Source organism: Escherichia sp. KTE172 (assembly GCF_000408845.1).
GTDB lineage: Bacteria > Pseudomonadota > Gammaproteobacteria > Enterobacterales > Enterobacteriaceae > Escherichia > Escherichia coli.
The window spans coordinates 3,863,178-3,887,177 of the sequence record NZ_KE137316.1; the positions used below are offsets into that span (position 1 = coordinate 3,863,178).

General features: G+C 52.6%; 20 protein-coding genes and 1 pseudogene. 10 read left to right on the forward strand and 11 right to left on the reverse strand.

What is annotated here, in order from left to right; translation table 11 throughout:
- Positions 1 to 12: 12 nt before the first annotated feature.
- Positions 13 to 1,155 carry a crotonobetainyl-CoA dehydrogenase gene (caiA, locus tag G434_RS05900; RefSeq protein WP_000347117.1) on the reverse strand — a complete coding sequence of 381 codons (1,143 nt, stop codon included), beginning with the start codon at positions 1,153 to 1,155 and terminating at the stop codon, positions 13 to 15.
- 30 nt (positions 1,156 to 1,185) lie between these two features.
- Positions 1,186 to 2,700 (reverse strand): L-carnitine/gamma-butyrobetaine antiporter, encoded by a 1,515-nt coding sequence (caiT, locus tag G434_RS05895; RefSeq protein ID WP_000787103.1) that lies wholly within the window; start codon positions 2,698 to 2,700, stop codon positions 1,186 to 1,188.
- Between the two features lie 472 nt (positions 2,701 to 3,172).
- Here caiT and G434_RS05890 point away from each other — a divergent pair, with 472 nt between their 5' ends.
- The 8 genes from G434_RS05890 (at position 3,173) to folA (ending at position 11,074) form a co-directional block, all read left to right on the forward strand.
- Complete coding sequence (locus G434_RS05890) at positions 3,173 to 3,943, forward strand: electron transfer flavoprotein FixA (protein ID WP_000692223.1); 771 nt, start codon at positions 3,173 to 3,175, stop codon at positions 3,941 to 3,943.
- Between the two features lie 14 nt (positions 3,944 to 3,957).
- Positions 3,958 to 4,899 carry an electron transfer flavoprotein subunit alpha/FixB family protein gene (locus G434_RS05885; RefSeq protein ID WP_001091478.1) on the forward strand — a complete coding sequence of 314 codons (942 nt, stop codon included), beginning with the start codon at positions 3,958 to 3,960 and terminating at the stop codon, positions 4,897 to 4,899.
- Between the two features lie 50 nt (positions 4,900 to 4,949).
- Positions 4,950 to 6,236, forward strand: coding sequence for an FAD-dependent oxidoreductase (locus G434_RS05880; protein ID WP_001287740.1), 1,287 nt, complete (start codon positions 4,950 to 4,952; stop codon positions 6,234 to 6,236).
- Positions 6,233 to 6,520: a ferredoxin-like protein FixX gene (gene fixX / locus G434_RS05875; RefSeq protein WP_000203741.1), complete on the forward strand. Its 288-nt coding sequence runs from the start codon at positions 6,233 to 6,235 to the stop codon at positions 6,518 to 6,520. The genes G434_RS05880 and fixX overlap by 4 nt, the downstream gene beginning before the upstream one ends.
- Positions 6,521 to 6,578: 58 nt before the next feature.
- On the forward strand, positions 6,579 to 7,910 hold the full coding sequence (locus G434_RS05870) for an MFS transporter (RefSeq protein ID WP_001183198.1): 1,332 nt from the start codon (positions 6,579 to 6,581) through the stop codon (positions 7,908 to 7,910).
- Positions 7,911 to 8,017: 107 nt separating this feature from the next.
- The gene (kefF, locus tag G434_RS05865; RefSeq protein ID WP_000600725.1) at positions 8,018 to 8,548 is read left to right on the forward strand and encodes a glutathione-regulated potassium-efflux system oxidoreductase KefF; all 531 of its coding nucleotides are present in this window, start codon (positions 8,018 to 8,020) and stop codon (positions 8,546 to 8,548) included.
- Positions 8,541 to 10,403 carry a glutathione-regulated potassium-efflux system protein KefC gene (gene kefC, locus G434_RS05860; protein WP_000377105.1) on the forward strand — a complete coding sequence of 621 codons (1,863 nt, stop codon included), beginning with the start codon at positions 8,541 to 8,543 and terminating at the stop codon, positions 10,401 to 10,403. Before kefF ends, kefC begins: the two co-directional genes overlap by 8 nt.
- A 191-nt stretch (positions 10,404 to 10,594) precedes the next feature.
- Positions 10,595 to 11,074 carry a type 3 dihydrofolate reductase gene (gene folA, locus G434_RS0125940; RefSeq protein ID WP_000624375.1) on the forward strand — a complete coding sequence of 160 codons (480 nt, stop codon included), beginning with the start codon at positions 10,595 to 10,597 and terminating at the stop codon, positions 11,072 to 11,074.
- 77 nt (positions 11,075 to 11,151) lie between these two features.
- Here the strand turns inward: folA and apaH are convergent, their stop codons facing one another.
- Genes apaH through lptD form a run of 6 tightly spaced genes read right to left on the reverse strand, consistent with a single transcriptional unit; the run spans position 11,152 to position 17,881 of the window.
- Positions 11,152 to 11,994, reverse strand: coding sequence for a bis(5'-nucleosyl)-tetraphosphatase (symmetrical) ApaH (gene apaH, locus G434_RS05855; RefSeq protein WP_000257178.1), 843 nt, complete (start codon positions 11,992 to 11,994; stop codon positions 11,152 to 11,154).
- 6 nt (positions 11,995 to 12,000) lie between these two features.
- The gene (gene apaG, locus G434_RS05850; protein ID WP_000610901.1) at positions 12,001 to 12,378 is read right to left on the reverse strand and encodes a Co2+/Mg2+ efflux protein ApaG; all 378 of its coding nucleotides are present in this window, start codon (positions 12,376 to 12,378) and stop codon (positions 12,001 to 12,003) included.
- 2 nt (positions 12,379 to 12,380) lie between these two features.
- Complete coding sequence (rsmA, locus tag G434_RS05845) at positions 12,381 to 13,202, reverse strand: 16S rRNA (adenine(1518)-N(6)/adenine(1519)-N(6))-dimethyltransferase RsmA (RefSeq protein WP_001065361.1); 822 nt, start codon at positions 13,200 to 13,202, stop codon at positions 12,381 to 12,383.
- Positions 13,199 to 14,188, reverse strand: coding sequence for a 4-hydroxythreonine-4-phosphate dehydrogenase PdxA (pdxA, locus tag G434_RS05840; protein WP_000241280.1), 990 nt, complete (start codon positions 14,186 to 14,188; stop codon positions 13,199 to 13,201). Before pdxA ends, rsmA begins: the two co-directional genes overlap by 4 nt.
- On the reverse strand, positions 14,188 to 15,474 hold the full coding sequence (gene surA / locus G434_RS05835) for a peptidylprolyl isomerase SurA (protein WP_000800457.1): 1,287 nt from the start codon (positions 15,472 to 15,474) through the stop codon (positions 14,188 to 14,190). Before surA ends, pdxA begins: the two co-directional genes overlap by 1 nt.
- 52 nt (positions 15,475 to 15,526) lie before the next feature.
- Entirely contained in the window at positions 15,527 to 17,881 is a 2,355-nt protein-coding gene (gene lptD, locus G434_RS05830; RefSeq protein ID WP_000746151.1) for an LPS assembly protein LptD, read from the reverse strand.
- 254 nt (positions 17,882 to 18,135) lie between these two features.
- Here lptD and djlA point away from each other — a divergent pair, with 254 nt between their 5' ends.
- A complete protein-coding gene (gene djlA, locus G434_RS05825; protein WP_001200573.1) occupies positions 18,136 to 18,951 on the forward strand; it encodes a co-chaperone DjlA in 816 nt (271 codons plus the stop codon).
- A gap of 294 nt (positions 18,952 to 19,245) precedes the next feature.
- On the forward strand, positions 19,246 to 19,977 hold the full coding sequence (locus G434_RS05820; protein ID WP_000868891.1) for a pentapeptide repeat-containing protein: 732 nt from the start codon (positions 19,246 to 19,248) through the stop codon (positions 19,975 to 19,977).
- Positions 19,978 to 19,993: 16 nt separating this feature from the next.
- Here G434_RS05820 and G434_RS30005 read toward each other — a convergent pair.
- From G434_RS30005 to rapA, 3 genes and pseudogenes are all read right to left on the reverse strand, one after another.
- A pseudogene (locus G434_RS30005) lies at positions 19,994 to 20,172 on the reverse strand (transposase DNA-binding-containing protein); the annotation flags it as partial.
- A gap of 212 nt (positions 20,173 to 20,384) precedes the next feature.
- Entirely contained in the window at positions 20,385 to 21,044 is a 660-nt protein-coding gene (rluA, locus tag G434_RS05815) for a bifunctional tRNA pseudouridine(32) synthase/23S rRNA pseudouridine(746) synthase RluA (protein WP_000525176.1), read from the reverse strand.
- 11 nt (positions 21,045 to 21,055) lie between these two features.
- Positions 21,056 to 23,962, reverse strand: coding sequence for an RNA polymerase-associated protein RapA (gene rapA, locus G434_RS05810; RefSeq protein ID WP_001117011.1), 2,907 nt, complete (start codon positions 23,960 to 23,962; stop codon positions 21,056 to 21,058).
- Between the last annotated feature and the right edge of the window lie 38 nt (positions 23,963 to 24,000).

Consider the following 24,000-nt stretch of genomic DNA (forward strand, 5'->3'; position numbering starts at 1 on the left):
CAGCGCACGGACTTAGCGGTATTGCTTCAGCACCGCGCGACCCAGCGTCAGGATCTGCATTTCGTCAGATCCCCCGGAGACGCGGTCTACACGCAGATCACGCCAGAAGCGGCTGATGCGGTGGTTGCCCGCAATCCCGACACCGCCCAGCACCTGCATTGCGCTATCCACCACTTCAAATGCCGCATTGGCGCAGAAGTATTTGCACATCGCTGCATCGCCAGAGGTGATGGTGCCGTTGTCTGCTTTCCACGCTGCTTCATACAGCATGTTTTTCATGGAGTTTAATTTGATCGCCATGTGGGCGAATTTTTCCTGAATCAACTGGAAACGACCAATAGCCTCGCCAAACTGCACGCGCTGGTTGGCGTAGCGCGCCGCATCTTCAAAGGCGCACATCGCCGTACCGTAGTTGGTCAGGGCTACCAGGAAACGTTCATGGTCGAACTCTTCTTTGACGCGGTTAAAGCCGTTACCTTCCCGACCGAACATGTCTTTCTCGTCCAGTTCCACGTCGTCAAAGGTGATTTCACAGCAGCTATCCATACGCAGACCGAGCTTTTCAAGTTTGGTCACTTTGATGCCCGGTTTGCTCATATCAACAAACCATTCGGTGTAGACAGGTTTGTCCGGAGAAGCCCCGTCGCGCGCCATCACAACGATGTACGGGGTGTAGGCGCTGCTGGTAATAAAACACTTACTACCATTAAGATAAATCTTACCATTTCTACGGGTATAAGTCGTTTTCAGGCTACCCACGTCGGAGCCCGCGCCCGGTTCGGTAATCGCTGAGTTCCACATCTGCTTACCGGTGCCGCGGAAAGCCATAATCTTGTCGATCTGCTCTTGTGTGCCTTCGCGCAGGAAGGTGTTGAACCCGCCCGGCAACTGGTACAGTACATAGGTTGGTGCCCCCAGACGTCCCAGCTCCATCCACACGGCGGCGAGAGTAACAAACCCCGCGTCCAGACCACCGTGCTCTTCAGGGATCAGCAGACTGTCGATCCCCATATCCGCCAGTGCTTTGACAAAACGTTCCGGGTAGACGCTGTCACGGTCGCACTCGGCAAAATAGGCCTCCCAGTTTTCGCTGGCCATAAGTTCGCGGATACCGGCGACAAACAGTTCCTGCTCATCATTTAAATTAAAATCCATCTTTCAACCTCTTGATATTTTGGGGGTTAATTAATCTTTCCAGTTCTGTTTCGCGTCTTTAATAAAGGAGAGCGTCACCATAATGTTGACGAAGAACAGCGGGCATCCTCCGGCGATAATGGCGGTTTGAATCGGTTTCAGGCCGCCGAGCGCCAGCAGAACAATACCGATAATGCCAACCAGAATTGACCAGCCGATACGCACCAGCAGCGGTGGTTCTTCACCATCGCGTACTTCGCGGCAAGTGGACATCGCCAGGGTATAAGAGCAGGCGTTAACCAGCGTAACGGTGGCAATAAAGCAGAGGATGAAGAAGCCCCACATGGTGGCGGTGCTGAGTGGCAGAGCGGCCCAGGTTTCAATGATGGCGCGCGCCACACCGTACTGTTCGATCAGATTTGGAATGTTGATGATGTTTTTATCTATCAACAGCAGAGTGTTACTACCGAGTACAGTCCACAGGATCCAGGTTGACGCTGTCAGCCCCAGCACCATGCCGAAGCACAGTTCACGCACGGTACGACCACGGGAGATGCGGGCGAGGAAGATACTCATCTGGATAGCGTAAATCACCCACCATGCCCAGTAGAACACGGTCCAGCCCTGCGGGAAGCCGCCTTTAGCGATGGGATCGGTATAGAACAACATGCGCGGCAGATACATCAGCAACATCCCCACCGAATCGGTGAAGTAGTTCATGATGAAGCTGGCACCGCTGACAATGAACACCCAACCCAGCATCAGGAAGCTCAGGTAACTACGCACGTCACTGGCGATACGTACCCCTTTTTGCAGACCGCAGGCGACGCAAATGGCGTTGAGGATAATCCAGCAGGTAATGATGATAGCGTCCAGTTGGAGGGTATGCGGAATGCCAAACAACCATTGCATACACTCGGTCACCAGCGGCGTGGCAAGGCCCAGACTGGTACCCATCGCGAAAATCAAGGCGACGAGATAGAAGTTGTCGACGATGGTACCGAACAACCCTTTGGCGTGTTTTTCACCCACCAGCGGCACCAGGGTGGAGCTGGGGCGAATCACTTCCATTTTGCGGACAAAGAAGAAGTAAGCGAAGGCGACAGAAAGGAAGCTATAAGTGGCCCACGGCAGAGGTCCCCAGTGGAACAAGCTGTAAGCCAGCCCCAACTCTTTCGCCCCTGTCGAGTTCGGTTCTAAGCCAAACGGCGGGGTGGAGATGTAGTAGTAGATCTCAATCGATCCCCAGAACAGTACGGCAGCAGACGTACAGGAGGCGAACATCATAAAGATCCAACTGGCGGTACTAAATTCTGGTGGTTCGTTACCTAAACGCTTTTTGGCATACGGGCCAAACACCAGCCAGAACCAACCGAAAAGCATCACCACCATATACCATTCAAATGCCCATCCCCATACATTGGTGACGTAACTGAATACAGCATTAATAACGACATTCGCCGCATCCAGATCTCTGACTGTAAGCCAACAAAGTATGCCGACGATTATTAACGGCGGAAAGAAAACCTTCGGTTCTATTCCCGTTTTTCTCTTTTCATTCTTCATGAGTTAATTCCACTGTGAAAACGAATATTTATTTTGCGTTCCCGTTTGTTTTATTTTTGTTAACATTTAATATAATTATTATTAACCTCGTGGACGCGTTAATGGCTAACTCATAATGGGTATTCAATTGGCTGCGTTCTGTGATGTTAGTCACAGTTTTTTATCGGGTAAAAACAGGGCGTCTTTGTGTAAATATTCATTGTTTATCAATGTGATGAGTTTGATTGTGAGTAAAAAAATAGCATCTGACTTTCAATATTGGTGATCCATAAAGCAATATTGAAAATTTCTTTTTGCTACGCCATGTTTTCAATATTGGTGAGGGACTTAACAATATTGAAAGTTGGATTTATCTGCGTGTGACATTTTCAATATTGGTGATTAAAGTTTTATTTCCAAATTAAAGGGCGTGATATCTGTAATTAACACCACCGATATGAACGACGTTTCCTTCATGATTTCTGGAGATGCAATGAAGATTATTACTTGCTATAAGTGCGTGCCTGATGAACAGGATATTGCGGTCAATAATGCTGATGGTTCGTTAGACTTCAGTAAAGCCGATGCCAAAATAAGCCAATACGATCTCAACGCTATTGAAGCGGCTTGCCAGCTAAAGCAACAGGCAGCAGAGGCGCAGGTGACGGCCCTAAGTGTGGGCGGTAAAGCCCTGACCAACGCCAAAGGGCGTAAAGATGTGCTATCGCGCGGCCCGGATGAACTGATTGTGGTGATTGATGACCAGTTCGAGCGGGCACTGCCGCAACAAACAGCGACCGCACTGGCTGCTGCCGCCCAGAAAGCAGGCTTTGATTTGATCCTCTGTGGCGATGGTTCTTCCGACCTTTATGCCCAGCAGGTTGGTTTGCTGGTAGGCGAAATCCTCAATATTCCGGCAGTTAACGGCGTCAGCAAAATTATCTCCCTGACGGCAGATACCCTCACCGTTGAGCGCGAACTGGAAGATGAAACAGAAACCTTAAGCATTCCGCTGCCTGCGGTTGTTGCTGTTTCCACTGATATCAACTCCCCACAAATTCCTTCGATGAAAGCCATTCTCGGCGCGGCGAAAAAGCCAGTCCAGGTATGGTCGGCGGCGGATATCGGTTTTAACGCAGAGGCAGCCTGGTCAGAACAACAGGTTGCCGCGCCGAAACAGCGCGAGCGTCAGCGCATCGTGATTGAAGGCGACGGCGAAGAACAGATCGCCGCATTTGCTGAAAATCTTCGCAAAGTCATTTAATTACAGGGGATGCTATGAACACGTTTTCTCAAGTCTGGGTATTCAGCGATACCCCTTCTCGTCTGCCGGAACTGATGAACGGTGCGCAGGCTTTAGCTAATCAAATCAATGCCTTTGTCCTCAATGATGCCGACGGCGCACAGGCAATCCAGCTAGGCGCTAATCATGTCTGGAAATTAAACGGCAAACCGGACGATCGGATGATCGAAGATTACGCCGGTGTCATGGCTGACACTATTCGCCAGCACGGAGCAGACGGTCTGGTGCTGTTGCCGAATACTCGTCGCGGCAAATTACTGGCGGCAAAACTGGGTTATCGCCTTAAAGCGGCGGTGTCTAACGATGCCAGCACCGTCAGCGTACAGGACGGTAAAGCGACAGTGAAACACATGGTTTACGGCGGTCTGGCGATTGGCGAAGAACGCATTGCCACGCCGTATGCGGTACTGACCATCAGCAGCGGCACGTTTGATGCGGCTCAGCCAGACGCGTCACGCACTGGCGAAACGCACACCGTGGAGTGGCAGGCTCCGGCTGTGGCGATTACCCGCACGGCAACCCAGGCGCGCCAGAGCAACAGCGTCGATCTCGACAAAGCCCGTCTGGTGGTCAGCGTCGGTCGCGGCATTGGCAGCAAAGATAACATTGCGCTGGCAGAACAGCTTTGTAAGGCGATAGGTGCGGAGTTGGCCTGTTCTCGTCCGGTGGCGGAAAACGAAAAATGGATGGAGCACGAACGCTATGTCGGTATCTCCAACCTGATGCTGAAACCTGAACTGTACCTGGCGGTGGGGATCTCCGGGCAGATCCAGCACATGGTTGGTGCTAATGCGTCGCAAACCATTTTCGCCATCAACAAAGATAAAAATGCGCCGATCTTCCAGTACGCGGATTACGGTATTGTTGGCGACGCCGTGAAGATCCTTCCGGCACTGACCGCAGCTTTAGCGCGTTGATCCACTCTGGCAGGGCTGCATTACGGCCCTGCCGCTGACAGGGAGCTCTTATGTCCGAAGATATCTTTGACGCCATCATCGTCGGTGCTGGGCTTGCCGGTTCGGTTGCCGCACTGGTGCTCGCCCGCGAAGGGGCGCAAGTGTTAGTTATCGAGCGTGGCAATTCCGCAGGTGCCAAGAACGTTACTGGCGGGCGTCTCTATGCCCACAGTCTGGAACACATTATTCCAGGTTTCGCCGAATCCGCCCCCGTAGAACGCCTGATCACCCATGAAAAACTCGCGTTTATGACGGAAAAGTCAGCGATGACTATGGACTACTGCAATGGCGACGAAACCTCGCCATCCCAGCGTTCTTACTCCGTTTTGCGCAGTAAATTTGATGCCTGGCTGATGGAGCAGGCCGAAGAAGCGGGCGCGCAGTTAATTACCGGGATCCGCGTCGATAACCTCGTACAGCGCGATGGCAAAGTTGTCGGCGTAGAAGCCGATGGTGATGTGATTGAAGCGAAAACGGTGATCCTTGCTGATGGAGTGAACTCCATCCTTGCCGAAAAGTTGGGGATGGCAAAACGCGTCAAACCGACGGATGTGGCGGTTGGCGTGAAGGAACTGATCGAGTTACCGAAGTCGGTTATCGAAGACCGTTTTCAGTTGCAGGGTAATCAGGGTGCGGCTTGCCTGTTTGCGGGTTCCCCCACCGATGGCCTGATGGGCGGCGGCTTCCTTTATACCAATGAAAATACCCTGTCGCTGGGGCTGGTTTGTGGTCTCCATCATCTGCATGACGCAAAAAAATCGGTGCCGCAAATGCTGGAAGATTTCAAACAACATCCGGCCGTTGCACCGCTGATCGCGGGCGGCAAGCTGGTGGAATATTCCGCTCACGTAGTGCCGGAAGCAGGCATCAACATGCTGCCGGAGCTGGTCGGTGACGGCGTACTGATTGCCGGTGATGCCGCCGGAATGTGTATGAACCTCGGTTTTACCATTCGCGGTATGGATCTGGCGATTGCCGCCGGGGAAGCCGCAGCAAAAACCGTGCTTTCAGCGATGAAAAGCGACGATTTCAGTAAGCAAAAACTGGCGGAATATCGTCAGCATCTTGAGAGTGGCCCGCTGCGCGATATGCGTATGTACCAGAAACTACCGGCGTTCCTTGATAACCCACGCATGTTTAGCGGCTACCCGGAACTGGCGGTGGGCGTGGCGCGTGACCTGTTCACCATTGACGGCAGCGTGCCGGAACTGATGCGCAAGAAAATCCTCCGCCACGGTAAGAAAGTGGGCTTCATCAATCTGATCAAGGATGGCATGAAAGGAGTGACCGTTTTATGACTTCTCCCGTCAATGTGGACGTCAAACTGGGCGTCAATAAATTCAATGTCGATGAAGAGCATCCGCACATTGTTGTGAAGGCCGATGCCGATAAACAGGCGCTGGAGCTGCTGGTGAAAGCGTGCCCCGCAGGTCTGTACAAGAAGCAGGATGACGGCAGTGTGCGCTTCGATTACGCCGGATGTCTGGAGTGCGGCACCTGTCGCATTCTGGGGCTGGGGTCGGCGCTGGAACAGTGGGAATACCCGCGCGGCACCTTTGGTGTGGAGTTCCGTTACGGCTGATGTTGGTTTGATACGTAACGCCGTACTGACTCTCATTGCAAAAAAACAGGAATAACCCATGCAACCGTCCAGAAACTTTGACGATCTTAAATTCTCTTCTATTCACCGCCGCATTTTGCTGTGGGGAAGCGGTGGTCCGTTTCTGGATGGTTATGTACTGGTAATGATTGGCGTGGCGCTGGAGCAACTGACGCCGGCGCTGAAACTGGACGCTGACTGGATTGGCTTGCTGGGCGCGGGAACGCTCGCCGGGCTGTTCGTTGGCACATCGCTGTTTGGCTATATCTCCGATAAAGTCGGACGGCGCAAAATGTTCCTCATCGATATCATCGCCATCGGCGTGATATCGGTGGCGACGATGTTTGTCTCATCCCCCGTCGAACTGTTAGTGATGCGGGTACTCATCGGCATTGTCATCGGTGCAGATTATCCCATCGCCACTTCGATGATCACTGAGTTCTCCAGTACCCGTCAGCGGGCGTTTTCCATCAGCTTTATTGCCGCGATGTGGTATGTCGGCGCGACCTGCGCCGATCTGGTCGGTTACTGGCTTTATGATGTGGAAGGTGGTTGGCGCTGGATGCTGGGTAGCGCAGCGATCCCCTGTTTGTTGATTTTGATTGGTCGATTCGAACTGCCTGAATCTCCCCGCTGGTTGTTACGCAAAGGGCGAGTAAAAGAGTGCGAAGAGATGATGATCAAACTGTTTGGCGAACCGGTGGCTTTCGATGAAGAGCAGCCGCAGCAAACCCGTTTTCGCGATCTGTTTAATCGCCGCCATTTTCCTTTTGTTCTGTTTGTTGCCGCCATCTGGACCTGCCAGGTGATCCCGATGTTCGCCATCTACACCTTTGGCCCGCAAATCGTTGGTTTGTTGGGATTGGGTGTTGGCAAAAACGCGGCACTGGGGAACGTGGTGATTAGCCTGTTCTTTATGCTCGGCTGTATTCCACCGATGCTGTGGTTAAACACTGCCGGACGGCGTCCATTGTTGATTGGCAGCTTTGCCATGATGACGCTGGCGCTGGCGGTTTTGGGGCTGATCCCGGATATGGGGATCTGGCTGGTAGTGATGGCATTTGCGGTGTATGCCTTTTTCTCTGGCGGGCCGGGTAATTTGCAGTGGCTCTATCCTAATGAGCTCTTCCCGACGGATATCCGCGCCTCTGCCGTGGGCGTGATTATGTCCTTAAGCCGTATTGGCACTATTGTTTCGACCTGGGCACTGCCGATCTTTATCAATAATTACGGTATCAGTAACACGATGTTAATGGGGGCGGGTATCTCGCTGTTTGGCTTGTTGATTTCCGTAGCGTTTGCCCCGGAGACTCGAGGGATGTCACTGGCGCAGACCAGCAATATGACGATCCGCGGGCAGAGAATGGGATAATTTGTTCAGATTTCTCTCTTTTCTGAATCAATATTATTGACTATAAGCCGCGTGAATATATGACTACACTTTGTGGGAAAACAAAGGCGTAATCACGCGGGCTACCTATGATTCTTATAATTTATGCGCATCCGTATCCGCATCATTCCCATGCGAATAAACGGATGCTTGAACAGGCAAGGACGCTGGAAGGCGTCGAAATTCGCTCTCTTTATCAACTCTATCCTGACTTCAATATCGATATTGCCGCCGAGCAGGAGGCGCTGTCTCGCGCCGATCTGATCGTCTGGCAGCACCCGATGCAGTGGTACAGCATTCCACCGCTCCTCAAACTTTGGATCGATAAAGTTTTCTCGCACGGCTGGGCTTACGGTCACGGCGGTACGGCGCTGCATGGCAAACATTTGCTGTGGGCGGTGACGACCGGCGGCGGAGAAAGCCATTTTGAGATTGGTGCGCATCCGGGCTTTGATGTGCTGTCACAGCCGCTACAGGCGACGGCAATCTACTGCGGGCTGAACTGGCTGCCACCGTTTGCCATGCACTGCACCTTTATTTGTGACGACGAAACCCTCGAAGGGCAGGCGCGGCACTATAAGCAACGTCTGCTGGAATGGCAGGAGGCACATCATGGATAGCCATACGCTGATTCAGGCGCTGATTTATCTCGGTTCGGCGGCGCTGATTGTACCCATTGCGGTACGTCTTGGTCTGGGATCGGTACTTGGCTACCTGATCGCTGGCTGCATTATTGGCCCGTGGGGGCTGCGACTGGTGACCGATGCCGAATCTATTCTGCACTTTGCCGAGATTGGCGTGGTGCTGATGCTGTTTATTATCGGCCTCGAACTCGATCCACAAAGGCTGTGGAAGCTGCGTGCGGCGGTGTTCGGTGGTGGCGCATTGCAGATGGTGATTTGCGGCGGCCTGCTGGGGCTGTTCTGTATGTTGCTTGGGCTGCGCTGGCAGGTCGCGGAATTGATCGGCATGACGCTGGCGCTCTCCTCTACGGCGATTGCCATGCAGGCGATGAATGAACGCAATCTGATGATGACGCAAATGGGTCGCAGTGCCTTTGCGGTGCTGCTGTTCCAGGATATCGCGGCGATCCCGCTGGTGGCGATGATCCCGCTACTGGCGGCGAGCAGTGCCTCGACGACGATGGGCGCATTTGCTCTCTCGGCGTTAAAAGTGGCGGGTGCGCTGGTGCTGGTGGTACTGCTGGGGCGCTATGTCACGCGTCCGGCGCTGCGCTTTGTCGCCCGCTCTGGCTTGCGGGAAGTGTTTAGTGCCGTGGCGTTATTCCTCGTGTTTGGCTTTGGTTTGCTGCTGGAAGAGGTTGGCTTGTCGATGGCGATGGGCGCGTTTCTGGCGGGCGTACTGCTGGCAAGCTCGGAATATCGTCATGCGCTGGAAAGCGATATCGAACCCTTTAAAGGTTTGCTGCTGGGGCTGTTTTTCATTGGCGTTGGCATGTCGATAGACTTTGGCACGCTGATTGAAAACCCATTGCGTATTGTCATTCTGCTGCTCGGTTTCCTCATCATCAAAATCGCCATGCTGTGGCTGATTGCCCGACCGTTGCAGGTGCCAAATAAACAGCGTCGCTGGTTTGCGGTGTTGTTAGGGCAGGGTAGTGAGTTTGCCTTTGTGGTATTTGGTGCGGCGCAGATGGCGAATGTGCTGGAGCCGGAGTGGGCGAAATCGCTGACCCTGGCGGTGGCGCTGTCGATGGCGGCAACGCCGATTCTGCTGGTGATCCTCAATCGCCTTGAGCAATCTTCTAGTGAAGAGGCGCGTGAAGCCGATGAGATCGACGAAGAACAGCCGCGGGTAATCATTGCCGGATTCGGTCGTTTTGGGCAGATCACCGGACGTTTACTGCTCTCGAGCGGGGTGAAAATGGTGGTGCTCGATCACGATCCGGACCATATCGAAACCTTGCGTAAATTTGGTATGAAAGTGTTTTATGGCGATGCCACGCGGATGGATTTACTGGAATCTGCCGGAGCGGCGAAAGCGGAAGTGCTGATTAACGCCATCGACGATCCGCAAACCAACCTGCAACTGACGGAGATGGTGAAAGAACATTTCCCGCATTTGCAGATTATTGCCCGCGCCCGCGATGTCGACCACTACATTCGTTTGCGTCAGGCAGGCGTTGAAAAGCCGGAGCGTGAAACCTTCGAAGGTGCGCTGAAAACCGGGCGTCTGGCACTGGAAAGTTTAGGTCTGGGGCCGTATGAAGCGCGAGAACGTGCCGATGTGTTCCGCCGCTTTAATATTCAGATGGTAGAAGAGATGGCAATGGTTGAGAACGACACCAAAGCCCGCGCGGCGGTCTATAAACGCACCAGCGCGATGTTAAGTGAGATCATTACCGAAGACCGCGAACATCTGTCATTAATTCAACGACATGGCTGGCAGGGAACCGAAGAAGGGAAACATACCGGCAACATGGCGGATGAACCGGAAACGAAACCCTCATCCTAATAAAGAGTGACGTAAATCACACTTTACAGCTAACTAATTGTTTTTATTTCATTGTAATGCGGCGAGTCCAGTGGGAGAGCGTGGACTCGCCAGCAGAATATAAAATTTTCCTCAACATCATCCTCGCACCAGTCGACGACGGTTTACGCTTTACGTATAGTGGCGACAATTTTTTTTATCGGGAAATCTCAATGATCAGTCTGATTGCGGCGTTAGCGGTAGATCGCGTTATCGGCATGGAAAACGCCATGCCGTGGAACCTGCCTGCCGATCTCGCCTGGTTTAAACGCAACACCTTAAATAAACCCGTAATTATGGGCCGCCATACCTGGGAATCCATCGGTCGTCCGCTGCCAGGACGCAAAAATATTATCCTCAGCAGTCAACCGGGTACGGACGATCGCGTAACGTGGGTGAAGTCGGTGGATGAAGCCATCGCGGCGTGTGGTGACGTACCAGAAATCATGGTGATTGGCGGTGGTCGCGTTTATGAGCAGTTCCTGCCAAAAGCGCAAAAACTGTATCTGACGCATATCGACGCAGAAGTGGAAGGCGACACCCATTTCCCGGATTACGAGCCGGATGACTGGGAATCGGTATTCAGCGAATTCCACGACGCTGATGCGCAGAACTCTCACAGCTATTGCTTTGAGATTCTGGAGCGGCGGTAAGTTTGTATAGAATTTACGGCTAGTGCCGGATGCGACGCCGGTCGCGTCTTATCCGGCCTTCCTGTATCAGGCTGTGTTTAAGACGCCGCCGCTTCGCCCAAATCCTTATGCCGGTTCGACGGCTGGACAAAATAGTGTTTATCTTCCCAGCGCAGGCAGGTTAATGTACCACCCCAGCAGCAGCCAGTATCCAGCGCGTAAATACCTTCCGGCGTACCTTTGCCTTCCAGCGATGCCCAGTGACCAAAGGCGATGCTGTATTCTTCAGCGACAGGGCCAGGAATCGCAAACCACGGTTTCAGTGGGGCAGGGGCCTCTTCCGGCGATTCTTTGCTGTACATATCCAGTTGACCGTTCGGGAAGCAAAAACGCATACGGGTAAAGGCGTTGGTGATAAACCGCAGTCTTCCCAGCCCCCGCAATTCCGGTGACCAGTTATTTGGCATATCGCCGTACATGGCATCAAGAAAGAAGGGATAGGAGTCACTCGACAGCACCGCTTCTACATCGCGCGCGCACTCTTTGGCGGTCTTCAGATCCCACTGTGGCGTGATCCCGGCGTGGGCCATCACCAGCTTTTTCTCTTCGTCGATTTGCAGCAGAGGCTGGCGACGCAGCCAGTTAAGCAGCTCGTCGGCATCCGGCGCTTCCAGCAGCGGTGTCAGGCGATCTTTCGGTTTATTGCGGCTGATCCCGGCAAATACCGCCAGCAGATGCAGATCGTGATTGCCCAGCACCAGACGTACGCTGTCGCCTAAGGATTTCACATAGCGCAGAACATCCAGCGAACCCGGGCCGCGCGCGACCAGATCGCCCGTCAGCCAGAGGGTATCTTTCCCAGGGGTAAATTCTACTTTATGCAGCAATGCGATCAGTTCATCGTAACAACCATGAACGTCGCCAATAAGGTATGTCGCCATATTCTTTTAATGAATGAGTGTGGGAACGGCGAGTCGGAATACGGGAATGTCGATGCTGAAAGGGACGCCATTTTCATCGATCATTTCGTAGTGACCCTGCATGGTGCCCAGCGGGGTTTCAATGATTGCACCGCTGGTGTACTGGTACTCTTCGCCAGGCGCGATAAGTGGCTGGACGCCAACCACTCCTTCGCCCTGGACTTCGGTTTCACGGCCATTGCCATTGGTGATCAGCCAGTAACGCCCCAACAACTGCACTGGCGCTCGCCCCAGATTGCGTATGGTTACGGTATAAGCAAAAACGTAACGTTCATTATCAGGTGAAGATTGTGCCTCAATGTAGACGCTTTGAACCTGAATACACACTCGGGGCGAATTGATCATCGTTAACTCTCCTGCAAAGGCGCGTTCTCCGCCAGATAGTTCGCCATCTGGCAATATTGCGCGACAGAGATATTTTCCGCTCGCATCGCCGGGTCGATCCCCATTCCGGTTAACACCTCGACGCTAAACAGGTTGCCGAGGCTGTTACGAATGGTTTTACGACGCTGGTTAAAGGCTTCGGTGGTGATGCGGCTCAACACGCGAACATCTTTAACCGGGTGAGGCATCGTTGCATGAGGAACCAGGCGCACGACGGCGGAATCCACTTTGGGTGGTGGTGTAAAGGCTGACGGCGGTACTTCCAGCACTGGGATCACGTTGCAATAGTATTGCGCCATGACGCTTAATCGACCATACGCTTTGCTGTTCGGTCCTGCAACCAGACGATTCACCACCTCTTTTTGCAACATAAAGTGCATGTCGGCAATGGCATCAGTATAGCTAAACAGATGGAACATCAACGGCGTGGAGATGTTATAAGGCAGGTTGCCGAAAACACGCAGCGGCTGACCCATTTTCTCGGCCAGTTCACCAAAGTTAAAGGTCATCGCATCCTGCTGATAAATAGTCAGTTTCGGGCCTAAGAATGGATGCGTTTGCAGACGTGCCGCCAGATCGCGGTCAAGTTCGATGACCGTGAGCTTATCCAGACGTTCGCCGACCGGTTCGGTCAATGCCGCCAGACCGGGGCCGATTTCGACCATCGCCTGGCCCTTCTGCGGGTTAATGGCAGAAACAATGCTGTCGATCACGAACTGATCGTTGAGAAAGTTTTGCCCGAAGCGTTTACGGGCTAAGTGGCCCTGGTGGACTCGATTATTCATTGGGTGTTAACAATCATTTTGATGGCGAGATTAAGCGCCGTAATAAAACTGCCGACATCGGCTTTGCCACGTCCCGCCAGTTCAAGCGCGGTGCCGTGGTCCACTGATGTGCGAATAAAGGGCAGGCCCAGCGTAATGTTCACACCGCGCCCGAAGCCCTGGTATTTTAGCACGGGAAGACCCTGATCGTGGTACATCGCCAGCACGGCGTCGGCGTTATCGAGATATTTCGGCTGAAACAGGGTATCGGCAGGCAGCGGCCCGTTGAGTTTCATCCCCTGCGCCCGCAGCTCGTCGAGCACCGGAATAATGGTGTCTATCTCTTCCGTACCCATATGACCGCCTTCGCCCGCGTGCGGATTCAGCCCGCAGACCAGAATGCGCGGTTCGGCAATACCAAATTTGGTCCGCAAATCGTGATGCAAAATAGCAATCACTTCGTGCAAAAGCGCAGGGGTGATAGCATCTGCGATATCGCGCAGCGGTAAATGCGTCGTTGCCAGCGCCACGCGAAGTTCTTCGGTCGCCAGCATCATCACCACTTTTTTCGCCTGCGAACGCTCTTCGAAAAACTCGGTATGACCGGTAAACGGAATGCCTGCGTCGTTAATGACGCCTTTATGCACGGGGCCTGTGATCAGCGCAGCAAATTCACCGTTCAGACAGCCATCACACGCTCGCGCCAGCGTTTCCACCACATAATGCCCATTTTCAACCGCTAACTGCCCCGCAGTGACAGATTCACGTAGCGCGACAGGAAGTAGCGTTAATGTGCCCGCAGTTTGCGGTTGTGCAGGGGAGTTGGGGGAATAAGGGCGGAGGGTGAGCGGCAAACCGAGCATCGCTGCCCGGTTGGTAAGGAGAGTGGCATCGGCACAAACAACCAGTTCGACCGGCCACTCACGCTGTGCAAGCTGGACAACTAAGTCCGGGCCAATCCCGGCGGGCTCGCCGGGAGTGATCACAACACGTTGGGTTTTAACCATTAGTTGCTCAGGATTTTAACGTAGGCGCTGGCACGTTGTTCCTGCATCCAGCTTGCTGCTTCTTCCGAGAACTTACGGTTCATCAGCATGCGGTACGCACGATCTTTCTGTGCCGCGTCGGTTTTATCGACATTACGGGTATCCAGCAGTTCGATTAAATGCCAGCCGAATGAAGAGTGAACCGGTGCACTCATTTGACCTTTGTTCAGGCGGGTCAGGGCGTCACGGAAGGCCGGATCGAAAATATCTGGTGTAGCCCAGCCGAGATCACCGCCCTGGTTAGCAGAGCCTGGATCCTGAGAGAACTCTTTCGCTGCGGCAGCAAAAGTCGTTTTACCACTCTTGATATCGGCAGCAATCTGTTCCAGTTTCACGCGGGCCTGTTCGTCAGTCATGATCGGCGACGGTTTCAGCAGAATATGGCGAGCATGAACTTCGGTCACCGAGATATTTTTGCTTTCGCCGCGCAGGTCGTTAACTTTCAGAATATGGAAGCCAACGCCGGAACGAATTGGGCCAACAATGTCGCCTTTCTTCGCGGTGCTTAATGCCTGGGCGAAGATCCCCGGCAACTCCTGAATACGGCCCCAGCCCATCTGGCCGCCGTTCAGTGCCTGCTGGTCGGCAGAATGAGCAATCGCCAGCTTACCGAAATCAGCGCCGTTACGCGCCTGATCGACAATGGCACGCGCCTGGCTTTCCGCTTCGTTCACTTGATCAGAAGTCGGGTTTTCCGGCAGCGGGATCAGGATGTGGCTCAGGTTCAGCTCAGTGCTGGCGTCGTTTTGGTTACCCACCTGCTGCGCCAGGGATTCGACTTCCTGCGGCAGGATGGTGATGCGACGACGCACCTCGTTGTTACGCACTTCAGAGATAATCATCTCTTTGCGGATCTGGTTACGATAGGTGTTGTAGTTCAGACCATCGTAAGCCAGACGGCTGCGCATCTGATCCAGCGTCATGTTGTTCTGTTTCGCGATGTTAGCAATCGCCTGATCCAGCTGCTCATCGGAGATTTTCACTCCCATTTTCTGCCCCATCTGCAGGATGATTTGATCCATGATCAAACGTTCCATGATTTGGTGGCGCAGCGTCGCGTCATCAGGAAGTTGCTGCCTTGCCTGAGCAGCGTTCAGTTTTACCGACTGCATTAATCCATCAACGTCGCTTTCCAGCACGACGCCGTTATTGACGACGGCTGCGACTTTATCGACTACCTGGGGGGCAGCGAAACTGGTATTCGCGATCATGGCGATACCGAGAAGCAGCGTTTTCCAGTTCTTCATACTTTTTCCATTTCAATTAACCGCACTGCGGATTACGTGGTAAATCAACAAATCACAAAGTGTTTTGATACGGCAGAATGTTCGAACGCAGCATCTCTTGCGTACCCAGACCGTAGTTGGAGCTCAGGCCGCGAAGTTCGATGTTAAAGCCGATTGCGTTGTCATATACCGCATGTTGTTTATCGTTATCCCAACCGTTCAGCTTCCGCTCGTAACCGACGCGAATTGCATAGCAGCAGGAGCTGTATTGCACACCTAACATAGAGTCGGCTTGCTTGTTCGCATTGGTGTCGTAGTAGTAGGCCCCAACAATTGACCAACGATCGGCAATTGGCCAGCTGGCGACGGCACCTACCTGCGAAATACCATTCTTATATTGCTCAGCCGTGGAATAGTACTTAGGCAGCGTAGCCTGAATATATTCCGGGCTGGCGTAACGGTAGTTCAGCTGTACCAGACGGTCTTCATCCCGACGGTATTCAATGCTGGAGTTACTGGTCGCTACGTTATCCAGACGTGTATCGTACTGAATCCCGCCACGCAATCCCCAACGCTCGGAGATACGCCAGTAAGTATCGCCTGCCCACACCAGTGAGCCCGTTTTGTCGTCATTCTCCCATGTTATGTTGTCATCGCCAGTGCGAGACTCCGTGAAATAGTAGATTTGACCAACGGAAATATTAAAACGTTCAACGGCAGCATCATCATATATGCGAGATGTGACACCGGTCGTCACCTGGTTAGCGGAGGCAATACGGTCAAGACCGCCGTAAGTCCGGTCCCGGAACAGGCCAGAGTAGTCAGATTGCAGCAGAGACGAGTCGTAGTTATAGATGTCGCTCTGATCGCGATACGGCACGTATAAATACTGCGCGCGCGGTTCCAGCGTTTGGGTATAACCCGGAGCCAGCATTTCCATATCACGTTCGAAGACCATTTTGCCGTCAACTTTAAATTGCGGCATTACGCGGTTAACGGATTCGTCCAGCTTGGTTGTGTTTCTGGAGTTATACCAGTCAAGATTAGTTTGCTGATAATGGGTTGCCAGCAACTTCGCTTCGGTATTGATGCTGCCCCAGTTATTAGAGAGCGGCAAATTGATGGTCGGTTCCAGGTGAACACGGGTTGCTTCAGGCATGTCGTCTCTGGTGTTAACAAAGTGCACTGCCTGGCCGTAAATACGCGTATCAAACGGACCAACATCATTCTGGTAGTAGTTAACGTCTAACTGCGGCTCTGCCGAGTAGCTACTGGTGTTCTGCTCGCTGAAGACCTGGAACTGCTTGGTTGAAACGGTGGCATTGAAGTTTTGCACCGCATAGCCAACGCTGAATTTTTGCGTTGCGTAGCCGTCAGTACTGGAACCGTACTTGTTATCGAAATCATTGAAGTAGCTAGGATCGCTGACCTTGGTGTAGTCGACGTTGAAACGCCACACCTGATCCATGACCCCGGAGTGGTTCCAGTAGAATAACCAACGACGTGAACTGTCATCGTTCGGGTGTTCATCTTCATAGACTTTATCTGAAGGCAGATAGTCCAGTTCCATCAAGCCAGCGCCCGCCTGGGAGAGGTAGCGGAATTCGTTCTCCCACATGATATTGCCACGACGATGCATATAATGCGGCGTGATGGTGGCATCCATATTTGGCGCGATGTTCCAGTAATATGGAAGGTAGAACTCAAAGTAGTTGGTAGTGGTGTACTTAGCGTTCGGGATCAAGAAACCAGAGCGACGTTTGTCACCCACCGGCAACTGCAAATAGGGGCTATAAAAGATCGGTACCGGACCCACCTTAAAGCGGGCGTTCCAGATCTCCGCAACTTGTTCTTCGCGGTCATGAATAATTTCGCTACCTACCACGCTCCAGGTGTCAGAACCCGGCAGACAGGAGGTAAAGCTACCGTTATCCAGAATGGTATAGCGGTTTTCGCCACGTTGTTTCATCAGGTCCGCTTTACCGCGGCCCTGACGACCCACCATCTGGTAATCACCTTCCCAGACATTGGTATCTTTGGTGTTCAGATTCGCCCAGCCTTTCGGCCCTTTGAGGATCACCTGGTTATCGTCGTAATGGACATTACCGAGCGCATCAACGGTACGTACCGGCTCCGGTTGTCCTGGTGCCTCTTTTTGATGGAGCTGCACTTCGTCGGCCTGCAGACGGCTGTTACCCTGCATGATATCCACGCTGCCAGTAAACACGGCGTCATCCGGGTAGTCCCCTTTCGCGTGGTCAGCATTGATAGTCACGGGTAAGTCATTGGTATCGCCCTGTACCAGAGGACGGTCATAGCTTGGCACGCCCAACATGCACTGTGAGGCGAGGTCGGCTGCCAGTCCCTGTTGACTATAAAGGGCGGTGGCAATCATGGTGGCCAGGAGAGTGGGGATACGTTTTTTCATACGTTGATTTTATTGTTCCATCATCGGTAACGTTGCGCGTGACAAACGGTCAGAGACTAACGTACTCGTCATCTCTACGCTAGTGTTAATCCTGTCCGAATAGCGTCAGTGGTGTTAGGCACGGCATTGAATGACAGGTATGATAATGCAAATTATAGGCGATGTCCCACAATTGACCGCAGCCGGAAAACGGTAAAAGCACCTTTATATTGTGGGAGATAGCCCTGATATCCGTGTGTCGATTTGGGGAATATATGCAGTATTGGGGAAAAATCATTGGCGTGGCCGTGGCCTTACTGATGGGCGGCGGCTTTTGGGGCGTAGTGTTAGGCCTGTTAATTGGCCATATGTTTGATAAAGCCCGTAGCCGTAAAATGGCGTGGTTCGCCAACCAGCGTGAGCGTCAGGCGCTGTTTTTTGCCACCACTTTTGAAGTGATGGGGCATTTAACCAAATCCAAAGGTCGCGTCACGGAGGCTGATATTCATATCGCCAGCCAGTTGATGGACCGAATGAACCTGCATGGCGCTTCCCGTACTGCGGCGCAAAACGCGTTCCGGGTGGGAAAATCAGACAATTACCCGCTGCGCGAAAAGATGCGCCAGTTTCGCAGTGTCTGCTTTGGTCGTTTTGACTTAATTCGTATGTTTCTGGAGATCCAGATTCAGGCGGCGTTTGCTGATGGTTCACTGCACCCGAATGAACGGGCGGTGCTGTATGTCATTGCTGAAGAATTAGGGATCTCCCGCGCCCAGTTTGACCAGTTTTTGCGCATGATGCAGGGCGGTGCACAGTTTGGCGGCGGTTATCAGCAGCAATCTGGCGGTGGTAACTGGCAGCAAGCGCAGCGTGGCCCGACGCTGGAAGATGCCTGTAATGTGCTGGGCGTGAAGCCGACGGATGATGCGACCACCATCAAACGTGCCTACCGTAAGCTGATGAGTGAACACCATCCCGATAAGTTGGTGGCGAAAGGTTTGCCGCCTGAGATGATGGAGATGGCGAAGCAGAAAGCGCAGGAAATTCAGCAGGCCTATGAGCTGATTAAGCAGCAGAAAGGGTTTAAATGACCCTGTAAATGATGCTGAGTAACTGCCCACGATTAAAGGTGGCCGCCCTGGCGGTCACTTCTTTGAGAAAAGGTGTTTACTCAGAATGGTGGACAGGCTCAATGCACGGTTTACGGGAGGGGTTCTGTTGGTTTTATCGCGTTGACCCTGCTTAAGGTTGAGAGCTTTACGACGAGCGGAATTATATTTTTACGTCTTAAAAATAAAAAACACATATCTGAATGAGCGATTTTTGAAAGTATATTTATTCAGAGTGCGCATGATGAGTTTTTAACTCAATGCGAGGCTATTACCATGAAAGTATCAGTTCCAGGCATGCCGGCTACACTTTTAAATATGAGCAATAACGATATTTATAAGATGGTGAGCGGGGACAAGATAGACGTGAAGATGAATATCTTTCAACGCTTGTGGGAGACGTTACGTCATCTGTTCTGGTCAGATAAACAGCCTGAGGCTTATACACTTCTGTTCAATTTCGTGAATAACAAGGTTGGCAACATCAACGCCTCAGAATACTTTACTGGGGCTATCGACGAGAATGAGAGAGAAAAGTTTATCAATAGCCTGGAATTATTCAATAAACTCAAAACATGCGCAAAAAATCCGGATGAGATGGTCGCAAAGGCTAATATGTGCTGGGACACTCAGATCTACGGTGATATTGAGTTAAGTGTCACTTTTTTAATTGAAAAAAATGAGATATGTACTCAGACGTTGAAGCTGTGCAAGGGCCTCGGTAGCTTGGGCGTTGATCTTAGAAAGGCTTACCTTCCCGGCGTTGACATGAGGAATTGTTACCTTGGTCCCAACATAATGAAAGGTAACGATAAATCCCTTTACTTGGAACCTGGGTGGAATGCTAACCTGGACGGTGCTAACCTGGAAGGTGCTATCCTGGACGGTACTGACGCAATTATTATTAATAAAATCACCACCAAAAAAATTGCTACTGAAGAAATTACCACTAAACAAAGTACTGCTGAAAAATTATTGCCAACGCAATTATTGAATGATCCAGAATAAGCTAAGGTTGAAGGGGCTGGAACGCCCCTTCAACCTTAGCAGTAGCGTGGGATGATTTCACAATTAGAAAGACCTGCATGATGAGCTAGAGAAGAGGCTGGTGATGCAAGGCGTCGTGCACGACGCGGATTACCGAGATGGGCATCGCCAACCAGACTGCTAATTAGCCCATGAATAACAATCAGAAAGGACCATAACAGACCCGATAAAATGAAATAATAGAGACGATCAACGGGTGAAGAAAAAGTTCAAAAATTCGCTGTGGAGCAGGAAGGGAATTACCGAATGGAAAGCGTAGCCACACGCAACAACTGAAAGCAGTTTGGCAGAAACAAAAAATCCCCGGACTCGGGGATTTATGTACAAGAGGCAGCCCTTAGGATGAGGGTATAAACGTACAGGAAAGGTTAAAAATCCGCTGGCGCTTTAAACGTCATGCTATTGCCATACGCCGGATGGGTAATCGTCAGCATCTCTGCATGTAGCAATAAACGTGGTGCCATCGCTCTCGCTTCTGGTGATGCATAAAAACGATCGCCGAGAATCGGATGACCCAGCGCCAGCATATGCACACGCAATTGATGCGAACGCCCGGTAATCGGTTTTAACACCACTCTTGCCGTGTTATCCGCCGCATACTCCACCACTTCATACTCCGTCTGCGCAGGTTTACCCGTTTCGTAACAGACTTTCTGTTTCGGGCGGTTTGGCCAGTCGCAAATCAGCGGCAAATCCACCAGACCTTCCGCAGGGGATGGATGCCCCCAGACGCGGGCCACATACTGCTTTTTTGGCTCGCGCTCGCGGAACTGGCGTTTTAACTCCCGCTCCGCGGCTTTGGTCAGCGCCACTACAATCACGCCACTGGTAGCCATATCCAGACGATGCACCGATTCTGCCTGCGGATAATCACGCTGAATGCGCGTCATCACGCTGTCTTTGTGCTCTTCCAGACGACCCGGCACAGACAACAAACCGCTCGGCTTGTTGACCACCATAATATGGTCATCCTGATACAGGATAACCAACCAGGGTTCCTGCGGTGGATTGTAGTTTTCCATCCCCATTTTCGGCTCCGTTACTGATGCGTTACAACGATCAAACGCAGGGCATCCAGACGCCAGCCTGCCTGATCCAGGCTTTCCATTACCTGCTGACGGTTGCTCTCAATGGCGGTCAGTTCGTCGTCACGAATGTTCGGGTTCACTGCACGCAGAGCTTCCAGACGAGACAGCTCGGCAGACAGTTTTTCGTCGGCTTCGTTACGTGCGGCATCAATCAGTGCACGGGCAGATTTCTCGATCTGCGCTTCACCCAACTGAAGGATAGCGTGAACATCCTGCTGCACGGCGTTAACCAGTTTGCTGCCGGTGTGACGGTTAACCGCGTTAAGCTGACGGTTAAAGGTTTCAAACTCCACCTGCGCCGCCAGGTTGTTGCCGTTTTTATCCAGCAGCATACGTACCGGCGTCGGTGGCAGGAAGCGGTTGAGCTGCAACTGCTTCGGAGCCTGGGCTTCGACCACGTAAATCAGTTCCACCAACAGCGTACCTACCGGCAACGCTTTGTTTTTCAACAGTGAAATCGTGCTGCTACCGGTATCGCCAGAAAGGATCAGATCCAGACCGTTGCGGATCAGCGGATGCTCCCAGGTAATAAACTGCGCATCTTCACGCGCCAGCGCCACTTCACGATCAAAGGTGATGGTGATGCCATCTTCCGACAGGCCAGGGAAGTCCGGCACCAGCATATGATCGGACGGCGTCAGCACGATCATGTTGTCGCCGCGATCGTCCTGATTGATACCGATAATATCGAACAGGTTCATGGCGAAGGCGATCAGGTTGGTATCGTCATCCTGCTCTTCAATGCTTTCTGCCAGCGCCTGGGCTTTTTCGCCACCGTTGGAGTGGATTTCCAGCAGGCGGTCACGACCCTGTTCCAGTTGTGCTTTCAGCGCTTCATGTTGCTCGCGGCAGTTTTTGATCAGATCGTCAAAGCCTTCGGTTTGATCCGGTGAAGCCAGATAGTTAATCAGATCGTTGTATACGCTATCGTAAATAGTGCGTCCGGTCGGGCAGGTGTGCTCGAATGCATCCAGACCTTCGTGATACCAGCGCACCAGCACCGACTGAGCGGTTTTCTCCAGATAAGGCACATGGATCTGAATATCGTGCGCCTGACCGATACGATCCAGACGACCAATACGCTGCTCCAGCAGATCCGGGTTGAATGGCAGGTCAAACATTACCATGTGGCTGGCGAACTGGAAGTTACGTCCTTCAGAACCGATTTCCGAGCACAGCAGTACCTGCGCGCCGGTGTCTTCTTCGGCAAACCAGGCGGCAGCGCGGTCACGTTCAATAATCGACATACCTTCGTGGAACACCGCGGCGCGAATACCTTCACGCTCGCGCAGTACCTGCTCCAGTTGCAGCGCGGTAGCGGCTTTGGCGCAGATCACCAGCACTTTCTGAGAGCGATGGCTGGTCAGGTAGCCCATCAGCCACTCAACGCGCGGATCGAAGTTCCACCAGGTGGCGTTATCACCTTCAAATTCCTGATAAATACGCTCCGGGTAGAGCATATCGCGAGCGCGATCTTCCGCACTTTTGCGTGCGCCCATAATGCCGGAGACTTTAATAGCCGTCTGATACTGCGTCGGCAGCGGCAGCTTAATGGTGTGCAGCTCGCGTTTCGGGAAGCCTTTCACACCGTTACGGGTGTTACGGAACAGCACGCGGCTGGTGCCGTGGCGATCCATCAGCATCGAAACCAGCTCCTGACGGGCGCTCTGGGCATCTTCGCTGTCGCTGTTTGCTGCTTGTAACAGCGGCTCGATATCCTGCTCGCCGATCATTTCGCCAAGCATGTTCAGTTCGTCATTGCTCAGCTTGTTACCTGCCAGCAGCATGGCAACGGCGTCCGCAACCGGACGATAATTTTTCTGCTCTTCAACGAACTGCGCGAAATCGTGGAAACGGTTCGGGTCCAGCAGACGCAGACGGGCGAAGTGGCTTTCCATCCCCAGCTGTTCCGGGGTTGCGGTCAGCAGCAGAACGCCCGGCACGTGCTCTGCCAGTTGTTCAATGGCCTGATATTCGCGGCTCGGCGCATCTTCGCTCCACACCAGATGATGGGCTTCATCGACCACCAGCAGGTCCCACTCGGCTTCACAGAGATGTTCCAGACGCTGTTTGCTACGACGGGCAAAATCCAGCGAGCAAATCACCAGTTGTTCGGTATCGAACGGGTTGTAAGCATCGTGCTGAGCTTCGGCATAACGCTCATCATCAAACAGAGCAAAGCGCAGGTTGAAACGGCGCAGCATTTCTACCAGCCACTGATGCTGTAAGGTTTCCGGGACGATAATCAGCACACGTTCAGCAGCGCCAGAGAGCAGTTGCTGATGCAGGATCATCCCGGCTTCAATGGTTTTCCCTAAACCCACTTCGTCAGCCAGCAGGACGCGCGGCGCGTGGCGGCGACCAACATCATGAGCGATGTTGAGCTGATGAGGGATCAGGCTGGTACGCTGACCGCGCAGGCCGCTGTACGGCATACGGAACTGTTCGCTGGAATACTTACGCGCGCGATAACGCAGCGCAAAGCGGTCCATTCGGTCAATCTGCCCGGCAAACAGACGGTCCTGCGGTTTGCTGAACACCAGTTTGCTATCAAGGAAAACTTCACGCAGGGCTACGCCGGACTCTTCAGTATCCAGGCGAGTACCGATATAAGTCAGCAAGCCATTTTCTTCTTTTACTTCTTCGACTTGCATCTGCCAGCCGTCATGGCTGGTAATGGTATCACCAGGGTTGAACATCACGCGGGTCACGGGGGAATCACTGCGTGCGTACAGACGGTTTTCACCAGTAGATGGGAAAAGTAAAGTGACAGTTCGCGCATCCACCGCGACAACGGTTCCAAGTCCCAATTCGCTTTCTGTATCGCTGATCCAGCGTTGACCAAGTGTAAAAGGCATATGTGTTCGGCTCTATATCTTTAATTGCAGGCAATAAC

What these genes read in the sequence shown, in the direction of transcription:
- G434_RS05885 (WP_001091478.1), top strand. Translation starts at nt 3,958, where the DNA reads ATGAACACGTTTTCTCAAGTCTGGGTATTCAGCGATACCCCTTCTCGT.
- G434_RS05880 (WP_001287740.1), top strand. Translation starts at nt 4,950, where the DNA reads ATGTCCGAAGATATCTTTGACGCCATCATCGTCGGTGCTGGGCTTGCC.
- lptD (WP_000746151.1), bottom strand. Translation starts at nt 17,881, where the DNA reads ATGAAAAAACGTATCCCCACTCTCCTGGCCACCATGATTGCCACCGCC.
- apaG (WP_000610901.1), bottom strand. Translation starts at nt 12,378, where the DNA reads ATGATCAATTCGCCCCGAGTGTGTATTCAGGTTCAAAGCGTCTACATT.
- surA (WP_000800457.1), bottom strand. Translation starts at nt 15,474, where the DNA reads ATGAAGAACTGGAAAACGCTGCTTCTCGGTATCGCCATGATCGCGAAT.
- rluA (WP_000525176.1), bottom strand. Translation starts at nt 21,044, where the DNA reads ATGGGGATGGAAAACTACAATCCACCGCAGGAACCCTGGTTGGTTATC.
- caiT (WP_000787103.1), bottom strand. Translation starts at nt 2,700, where the DNA reads ATGAAGAATGAAAAGAGAAAAACGGGAATAGAACCGAAGGTTTTCTTT.
- apaH (WP_000257178.1), bottom strand. Translation starts at nt 11,994, where the DNA reads ATGGCGACATACCTTATTGGCGACGTTCATGGTTGTTACGATGAACTG.
- caiA (WP_000347117.1), bottom strand. Translation starts at nt 1,155, where the DNA reads ATGGATTTTAATTTAAATGATGAGCAGGAACTGTTTGTCGCCGGTATC.
- G434_RS05870 (WP_001183198.1), top strand. Translation starts at nt 6,579, where the DNA reads ATGCAACCGTCCAGAAACTTTGACGATCTTAAATTCTCTTCTATTCAC.
- rsmA (WP_001065361.1), bottom strand. Translation starts at nt 13,202, where the DNA reads ATGAATAATCGAGTCCACCAGGGCCACTTAGCCCGTAAACGCTTCGGG.
- djlA (WP_001200573.1), top strand. Translation starts at nt 18,136, where the DNA reads ATGCAGTATTGGGGAAAAATCATTGGCGTGGCCGTGGCCTTACTGATG.
- folA (WP_000624375.1), top strand. Translation starts at nt 10,595, where the DNA reads ATGATCAGTCTGATTGCGGCGTTAGCGGTAGATCGCGTTATCGGCATG.
- rapA (WP_001117011.1), bottom strand. Translation starts at nt 23,962, where the DNA reads ATGCCTTTTACACTTGGTCAACGCTGGATCAGCGATACAGAAAGCGAA.
- pdxA (WP_000241280.1), bottom strand. Translation starts at nt 14,188, where the DNA reads ATGGTTAAAACCCAACGTGTTGTGATCACTCCCGGCGAGCCCGCCGGG.
- G434_RS05890 (WP_000692223.1), top strand. Translation starts at nt 3,173, where the DNA reads ATGAAGATTATTACTTGCTATAAGTGCGTGCCTGATGAACAGGATATT.
- G434_RS05820 (WP_000868891.1), top strand. Translation starts at nt 19,246, where the DNA reads ATGAAAGTATCAGTTCCAGGCATGCCGGCTACACTTTTAAATATGAGC.
- kefC (WP_000377105.1), top strand. Translation starts at nt 8,541, where the DNA reads ATGGATAGCCATACGCTGATTCAGGCGCTGATTTATCTCGGTTCGGCG.
- kefF (WP_000600725.1), top strand. Translation starts at nt 8,018, where the DNA reads ATGATTCTTATAATTTATGCGCATCCGTATCCGCATCATTCCCATGCG.
- fixX (WP_000203741.1), top strand. Translation starts at nt 6,233, where the DNA reads ATGACTTCTCCCGTCAATGTGGACGTCAAACTGGGCGTCAATAAATTC.